The organism is Streptomyces sp. NPDC059787, assembly GCF_042732315.1.
GTDB classification, from domain to species: domain Bacteria; phylum Actinomycetota; class Actinomycetes; order Streptomycetales; family Streptomycetaceae; genus Streptomyces; species Streptomyces atrovirens.
In genome coordinates this window covers 1-7,717 of sequence record NZ_JBHWHX010000029.1, presented here as the reverse complement: position 1 = coordinate 7,717, position 7,717 = coordinate 1, and the positions used below count along the sequence as shown (strand labels likewise).

General features: G+C 72.3%; 7 protein-coding genes. 1 reads left to right on the top strand and 6 read right to left on the bottom strand.

Annotated features, from left to right (window positions below; genetic code table 11):
• Window positions 1-165 precede the first annotated feature (165 nt).
• The 6 genes from ACFV5H_RS25035 to ACFV5H_RS25010 all read right to left on the bottom strand — a co-directional run bounded on the left by ACFV5H_RS25035 (window position 166) and on the right by ACFV5H_RS25010 (window position 6,617).
• Window positions 166-1,062 (bottom strand): TauD/TfdA dioxygenase family protein, encoded by an 897-nt coding sequence (locus tag ACFV5H_RS25035; protein ID WP_385197358.1) that lies wholly within the window; start codon window positions 1,060-1,062, stop codon window positions 166-168.
• Between the two features lie 13 nt (window positions 1,063-1,075).
• Entirely contained in the window at window positions 1,076-2,416 is a 1,341-nt protein-coding gene (locus ACFV5H_RS25030) for an LLM class flavin-dependent oxidoreductase (protein ID WP_385057398.1), read from the bottom strand.
• 171 nt (window positions 2,417-2,587) lie between these two features.
• The gene (locus ACFV5H_RS25025) at window positions 2,588-3,307 is read right to left on the bottom strand and encodes an ABC transporter ATP-binding protein (RefSeq protein WP_385057399.1); all 720 of its coding nucleotides are present in this window, start codon (window positions 3,305-3,307) and stop codon (window positions 2,588-2,590) included.
• Complete coding sequence (locus ACFV5H_RS25020; RefSeq protein ID WP_385057401.1) at window positions 3,283-4,143, bottom strand: ABC transporter permease; 861 nt, start codon at window positions 4,141-4,143, stop codon at window positions 3,283-3,285. Before ACFV5H_RS25020 ends, ACFV5H_RS25025 begins: the two co-directional genes overlap by 25 nt.
• Window positions 4,140-5,204, bottom strand: coding sequence for an ABC transporter substrate-binding protein (locus ACFV5H_RS25015; RefSeq protein ID WP_385197356.1), 1,065 nt, complete (start codon window positions 5,202-5,204; stop codon window positions 4,140-4,142). The genes ACFV5H_RS25020 and ACFV5H_RS25015 overlap by 4 nt, the downstream gene beginning before the upstream one ends.
• Window positions 5,205-5,414: 210 nt before the next feature.
• Window positions 5,415-6,617: an ROK family protein gene (locus tag ACFV5H_RS25010; RefSeq protein WP_385057405.1), complete on the bottom strand. Its 1,203-nt coding sequence runs from the start codon at window positions 6,615-6,617 to the stop codon at window positions 5,415-5,417.
• A gap of 466 nt (window positions 6,618-7,083) precedes the next feature.
• Between ACFV5H_RS25010 and ACFV5H_RS25005 the strand changes: the two genes are divergently transcribed.
• A complete protein-coding gene (locus ACFV5H_RS25005) occupies window positions 7,084-7,668 on the top strand; it encodes a biotin transporter BioY (RefSeq protein WP_385057407.1) in 585 nt (194 codons plus the stop codon).
• Window positions 7,669-7,717 lie beyond the last annotated feature (49 nt).

Below are 7,717 nucleotides of genomic sequence, written 5' to 3'. Positions count from 1 at the left end.
GCGGTCCGCCCCCGGGGGGGGCTCACCCTCGGGGGGGGGGGGTGGGGGCGCCCCCCGACCATGCCGGGCGCCGCAATCCGCCCCCGCCTTGTGGGCGGCCCCCGCTTGTCCGGGGGGTGCCCCACCGGCATATGGACACGTGTCATGCGGAGGGTGACAGTCCGCTTACCCGGCGACCGTCGTGTAGTGCGAGGCGTCCCCCTCGATCGAGTAGGACTCCTTCCCCTCGACGCCGACCGGGATGTCACCGGCGACCGTCACCCGGTGCAGCCGGCGCGGCAGACCGTCGTAGTTGTCGATGGCGTAGTGCTGGGTGATGCGGTTGTCGAACAGCACGAGCTGGTTGGGCGACCAGCGCCAGCGCACCAGGTTCTCCGGGCGGGTGACGTAGGCCTGGAGCAGGTCGAGGACCTTGCGGGACTCGCCCCTCGACAGGCCCACGATCCGCTGCGCGAACCCGCCGATGAACAGCCCGCGCTCCCCGGTGAGGGGGTGGACGCGCACCACGGGGTGGGCGGTGCGGTACCTGATGGAGGTGAACCGGGCGCGCCGGGCGGCCTCCGCCTCGTCGACGGCCTCCTCCGGGACGGCGTAGTCGTAGTCGTTGGTGTGCTCGGCCCACAGGGTGTCGGCGAGCCTGCGGAGCGGCTCGGGGAGGTCCCGGTAGGCGGCGGCCGAGTTCGCGATCAGCGTCTCGCCGCCGTAGGGCGGAACGGTGATGCTGCGCAGGGTGCTGGCCTGCGGCGGGTTGAGGACGAAGGTGACGTCCGTGTGCCAGTTGTTGGCGGCGCGGCCGCCCTCGCTGTCGACCGGCAGGACGTTGGGGACGCCGTCGACGGCGGGCACCGTCGGATGGGCGGTGGTGAGGTCGCCGAAGTGCCGGGCGAAGGCCTGCTGGCCCGCGTCGTCGAGGTTCACGTCGTCGAAGAGCAGGGTCTTGTGGACGTTCAGGGCGTCCCGGAGCGCGGCGACGGTCCCGTCGTCCAGCGGCCCGGAGATGTCGACTCCGGAGACCCGGGCGCCGATGTGCGCGGTCACCTTGGTGATCTTGAGGTCGGTCATGGTGCGGTTCCTCTCAGACGAGGGCGGCGGTGGCGGTCACGTGCTGGTTGACGGGGCGCGGGAGGCCGTAGCGCTCCCGCAGGGTCTGCCGCGGGCCGTATTCGGTGCGGAGCAGGCCGCGGGCGCGCAGGATCGGGACGACGTGGTCGACGAAGGTGTCGAGGCCGGACGGCAGGACGGCCGGCATGATGTTGAAACCGTCGGCGGCGCCGAGGGAGAACCACTGCTCGATGGTGTCGGCGACCTGCTCGGGCGTGCCCGCGAAGGTCAGGTGCCCGCGTCCGCCGCCGAGCCGGCCGATCAGCCGGCGCACGGTGAGCCGCTCCCGCCGGGCCAGCTCCACGACGAGCGTGTACCGGCTCTTGGCGCCCTCGATGGCCTCCTCCGGCGGCAGCCCGTCGGGCAGTTCGGCGTCGAGGTCCAGGGAGCCGGGGGCCAGACGCAGCAGCTCCTCCAGCCTGCGCACCCCGTGCTCGTGCACGATGTGGTCCTCCAGCAGCTGCTCCTGGCGCCGCGCCTCCGCCTCGGTGGAGCCGACGACGGGCACGATGCCGGGCAGCACCTTGATGTGGCCGGGGTCGCGCCCGGCCGCCGCCGTACGGGCCTTGAGGTCGGCGTAGAAGGCCTGCGCGTCGGCGAGCGTCTGCTGCGCGGTGAACACCGCCTCCGCGTACCGGGCCGCGAACCGCTTGCCGTCCTCGGAGGACCCGGCCTGGACGAGGAGCGGGTAACCCTGCGGCGTACGCGGGACGTTGAGGGCGCCTTCGACGCTGAAGTACCTTCCCTTGTGCCGGGGCGGATGGATCCTGGCGTCGTCGCCCCACACCCCGGCCGCCTTGTCGGCGACGATCGTGCCGTCCTCCCAGCTGTCCCACAGCTTGAGGGCGACATCGAGGAACTCGGCGGCACGGGCGTACCGTTCGGCGTGCGCGGGCTCGGCGTCCAGACCGAAGTTGCGGGCCGCCTCGGCCCCGGCGGTGGTGACGATGTTCCAGCCGGCCCGGCCGCCGCTGATGATGTCCAGCGAGGCGAACCTGCGGGCCAGGTTGTAGGGCGAGTTGTACGACGTCGAGGCCGTCGCGATCAGCCCGATGTGCTCGGTGGCGGTCGCCAGGGCGGTGAGCAGCGTGAGCGGTTCGAGAGCCCCCGCGGGACGCTGGGCGACGGTGTTCCACAGCTGGGGACCGTCGGCGAGGAACAGCGAGTCGAAGGTGCCGCGTTCGGCGGTCCGCGCCAGCCGTATGTAGTGGTCGAGGTCCACATGCGCGTACGGGTCGCTCTCGGGAAGCCGCCAGGAGGCCTCGTGATGGCCGGTGTTCATGAGGAAGGCGTTGAGGTGGAGCTTTCTGGGCATGGGGAGTCCCTTTTCTGGACCAGGGGGCTAACGGTTTTTGGGCCGGGGCCGGCTTGCAGGCACGGTCGGCTGCACTCAGCCCGTCCGGCGTTTGAGGACGAGGCCTGTTCAGGGCCGAAGCGGGCGCCCGGGGGGCGGCAGCCCCCGACAGAGGTTCACGAGAACCGGCGTTCACGACACGTCCTCGGTCACACCGAGCGCCTGAAGCAACCGCGCGCGGTACTCACCATGGGAGTGGGACCCCTCACGCTCGACCACCAGGTCAAGCCCGATACGCCCCCGCTCAAGAACAAGCACGCGATCCGCAAGGACGATCGCCTCGTCCACGTCGTGGGTCACCAGAAGCACCGACGGCCGATGCCGCTCCCACAACTGCCGCAACAACGCGTGCATCTTGATGCGCGTCAGCGCGTCCAGCGCCCCGAACGGCTCATCGGCGAGCAGCAGTTCCGGCTCCCGCACCAGCGACCGGGCCAGAGCCGCCCGCTGCGCCTCGCCCCCGGACAGCTCACTGGGCCAGGCCCGCTCCCGCCCACCGAGACCGACCTCGGAGAGGGCGGCACGACCGCGCTTCTCCGCGTCGGCGCCGTCCAGCCCCAGCAGGACGTTGGGCAGGACGCGCCGCCACGGCAGCAGCCGGGAGTCCTGGAAGACCACCGACACCCGCTCGGGCGCGGTGAGCGTCCCGCTGCCCGCGACCCCGTGGTCGAGGCCGGCGACGGCGCGCAGCAGGGTGCTCTTGCCGGAGCCGCTGTGCCCGAGCAGGGCCGTGAACTGCCCGGCAGGCAGGTCGAGGTCGATGCCGTCGAGGACCGTGCGCCCCTCGAAGGAGCGGGTCAGCCCGCGCAGCCGTACGGCGGGCCGGGTCAGCTGCTCAGTGTGCGGCGCCATGACAGCACCCTCCGTTCGATCAGGCGGACGAGGGTGTCCGAGACGAGGCCGAAGATGCCGTAGACGACGAGCCCGACGAGGATGACGTCGGTCTGGCCGTAGTTCTGCGCCTGGAACATCATGTAGCCGAGTCCGCTGGTGGCGTTGATCTGTTCGAGGACGACCAGGCCCAGCCAGGAGCCGGTCACGCCGAGCCGCAGCCCGACGAAGAAGCCGGGCAGCGCGCCCGGCACGACGACCTGCCGGACGAAGGCGAGCCGGGACAGCCCCTGCACCTCCGCCAGTTCCACGAACCGGTGGTCGATGCCGGACAGCGCGGAGTGCGTGTTCAGGTAGATCGGGATGTAGACGACGATGGCGATGATCGCGATCTTGAACGTCTCGCCGATGCCCAGCCACAGGATGAACAGCGGGATCAGCCCGAGCGTGGGCACCGCCCGGTTCAGCTGTACGCTCCCGTCGATCAGCGCCTCGCCGGCCCGGCTGAGCCCGGAGGCGAGGGCGAGGAGGATGCCCGCGGTCAGACCGATCGCGAAACCGGAGCCGGCCCGCCGGAGCGAGGTGAGGATGTCGTCCGGCAGGGTGCCCTCGGTCCACAGCCGGGCCCCGGTCTCCACCACCGTCCAGGGCGCGGGGATCGCGCCGGGGTCCAGCTGCCCGGCGGCGGAGGCGGCGGCCCACAGGACGAGGACGAGCGCGGGACCGAGCAGCCGGGCCGCGGGCAGCGGCTTGCCGGGGGAGAGGCGCCGTCGCCGGCGTACCTGGTGCTCCTCCTCCCCGACGGCGGCGGGCGGTGCGGGGGCGGGCGTGGCGGTGGTCGTGGTCACGGCGGTCACCTCCGGTACTCCTCGGGTACGGCCTTCGCGGCGAGGGACTCGAAGCGCCGGTCGAAGAGCTCGCCGACGTCGAACTTCTTCACGTAGCCGCCCTCCGCCAGCAGATCGGCGGTCTCCTGCTCCCAGGCGATCGCCTCGTCCCAGTTCGGCGGGAACAGCGGCTTGTTGGCCAGCTCGGTGATCGACTCGGCCTGGGCGAGGGTCAGGTTCTGCGTCTTGACGTAGTACTCCCGGTTCCATTCGTCCGGGTGCTCGTACTGCCACACCGCGCCCTTGGCCCAGTACGGGATGTACGCGGCGACCGCGGCGGCCTTCGCCCGGTCGGCCAGCACGGTGGCCGGCGCCCACAGCAGGTTGAGCAGGTCCACCACGTCCGTGGGGATGGTCCGGGCGCCCTTGGACCCGTACTGCTTGAGATAGGACGGCGCCTGGGTGTTGCCGAGCGGGGCGATGTCCACCTGCCCGGACTGCAGGGCGGTGAGGAACTGGTTGCTGGTCAGCGGGACCAGTTCGGCGTCGTCGTACTTCAGCCCCGCCTCCTTCAGGGCGCGCAGCAGGACGACGCCCTGGGCCTGGCCCTGGGAGAAGGCGAGCCGCTTGCCCCGGAAGTCCTCGACGGCGCGGATGTCGCTGCCGGGTCCGGTGGCGAAGAGGTAGTTGGGCCTGCGGGTGATGTTGATCGCGACGATCTTCGCGTCGAATCCCTGGTAGTACGCCTGGATCGGCGGGATTCCGGCGTTGTTGGCGAGTTCCAGGGACCGGGAGCGGAAGGCGTTGATGACATCCGGACCGGCCCCGATGTTCAGCCAGTCGCTCACCTCGAAGGGCAGTTCGTCGAGCCCGGCGAGCTTCAGCTGGAGCTGCTGGAAGTTCTGGAACGAGGAGATCTTCAGACTCGTACCGGCGGGGACCTTCTTGGCCAACGGGTCCTTCAGGGACGCCTCGTCGGCCACGGCGCCGGCTTCGGCGCAGCCGCTCAGCCCGGCCGCGGCGGCGGTGACGCCGAGCAGGGAGGTGAGGAAGAGCCGCCGGCCGACGCCGGACGCTGGGGGTGCGGGCATGGGGAACTCCCGGAGTTCATGAAAATGACACAGGGCAGGAAAGAGCGATGAATTCCGGGCAGGAAAAGGCCGCGGAGGGGAATTCACGCAGGAGGGGAGGGACGCTTCGGGTGCTCGCGCGTCAACGTGTCAGCAACAGAGGGTGCGACAGCTCATGACCAGGAGTTTCCTGTCCTCGGAGGAGGTCTGTCAACATTCGGAGTTTCTGAATTAATTCAGCTCAGGTGAAACGCCCAGCGGATCCCGGTAGAGGACGTCGAGAACCACCGATCCGCCGGCCACGGCCAGCACGGAATCCGGGAAACTCGTCGGTACGACCGTGGCCGCCCGCTCCTCGTCGAGTTCGGCGCGCAGCACGGCGAGGCAGTCCGGCCGGTGGACGACACCGATCTCGGTGACGACGACGCTCTCCGGATTGAGCACGTCGGTCAGCAGCCGCACCGCGCGCCCCGCCATGCGCGCCCGCTCCCGCAGCAGCCGTACGGCCACCGGATGCCCGGCCGCCGCCGCGTCGACCACGTGTGCCGGGTCGGCGCCGTCGGTGACACCGGCCTCCCGTGCCCGCCGGCACAGGGTGCGCTCGCTCAACTCCGCCTGGAGGCAGCCGGACCGGCCGCACACGCAGGGTTCGGTGCCGCCCGCGAGCGGCAGATGGGCGATCGCCCCCGCCTGCGAGCGGGGGCCGTGGTGCACCTCGTCGTGGGTGGCGAACGCCGCGTCGACCATGTTGCCGGCGAACAGGTGCAGCGCGCTGCGGCTGCCGCGCGCCGCCCGCCCGAACAGCCGCTCCGCGTCGGCCAACGCCCGCGCGTGCCCGTCCACATGGACCGGCAGCCCGGTGTGCGCGGCGAGCACCTTCCGCACCGGGACCTCGCGCCAGCCCAGCAGCGGATGCTCGACGACGGCGCCGGCCTGCCGGTCCACCCAGCCGCCGGCGGCGAAGCCGACACCCAGCGGCCGGGCGTCCGGCAACCGCTCCAGAAGGGCCGCCAGACCGCCGGCGGCCCGCGCCAGCACCCGCGACGGCTCGGTCCCCTCGTGCCGCAGCCGCCGCTCGGCCAGCACCCGGCCGCGCAGATCGAGCAGCGCCACCGTGGTGTACGGCACCGCCACGTGCACGCCGCCCACCACCAGCCGGGACCGGTCCACGTCCACCGGCAGGTGCGGCCGGCCGACGCCTCCCGACCGGCGGGGCGCGGCGGCCTCCCGGACGAGTCCGAGCCGCGCCAGCCGGGCGCAGTGGTCGGTCACCGAGGCGGGGGACAGTCCGGTGAGCCGGGCGATGGTGCTGCGCGCCACCGGCCCGTGCTCCAGCACGGACCGCAGCACCACACTGGCACTGGTCCGCCGCCGGTCGGGGTCGGCCACGCGCGGTACGGGAGAGGGGGAAGGGGGTGCCACGGTACGAAGCATGGGGAACTTCCTCGGGAACGGGTCCGACACTGCGCCGTCGTACGGGAGTCGAGGCGCGCCGGATCCGCTCCGCCCGCCTCGCTAGCGGAGGCGACAGGCGGTGGCGCCCACGCGTCGCAGGTCGACGTGGCGACGCGAGGTGAAGTTCCGGGACTGGGCGACCATGGCTCGAAGCTAGCAAACCGCCTCCGCGCTGCCCAGACGGCGACCGACGGGCGAGACGGCACCCGAGAGGCCGTACGGTGCGTTTGGTGGATCCCTACAGCCGCCCTACCACCCAAAGGTGTTGGCGAAACCACCTCACCTCAGTGACCGGCGTCACCTCACACCCCTCGTCACCCTTGTCCTTTGTCCGGAGCCCACCAAGACCGCGTCGGCGCCTTTGTCGAGCGCTGACGGTGATCGGCGCGCGGGCGCCGGTATAGCGTCGCGGTGTCCCCAACTGCCCTCACCCCGCGGAGACCCCATGAGCACCGCTACCGTCACGTCCGCCCGATCCGGACAGGTCCTCGCGGACCTCGTCCCGGCCTCCCGCGTCCGGGACGCCGCGCTCGTGCTCGGCGGCGCCGCGCTCACCGGCCTCGCCGCCCAGATCGCGGTGCCCGTCCCCGGCTCCCCGGTGCCGGTGACCGGCCAGACCTTCGCGGCGCTCCTCGTCGGCACCGCCCTCGGCGCCCGCCGCGGCTTCGCCTCCCTCGCGGTGTACGCGCTGGTGGGCGCGGCCGGCGTGCCGTGGTTCGCGGAGGGCAGGTCGGGGATGGGCATGCCGTCCTTCGGTTACGTCCTCGGCATGCTGCTGGCCTCCGTCGTCGTGGGCGCGCTGGCCCGCCGCGGAGCCGACCGCTCCGCCTGGCGCACGGCGGGCACCATGGTGCTCGGCTCGGCGGTCATCTACGCCGTCGGCGTGCCCTACCTGGCCCTCGCCACCGGCATGTCCGCCTCCGCCGCGATCGCGGCCGGCCTCACCCCGTTCCTCGTCGGCGACGCCCTGAAGGCGGCCCTGGCGATGGGCGTGCTGCCGACGGCCTGGAAGTTCGCCGGCAAGCGGTGATCGCCCGGCTTCTGCGGCAAGAGGCCCGGCGGGGGCGCCGTACAGCGCC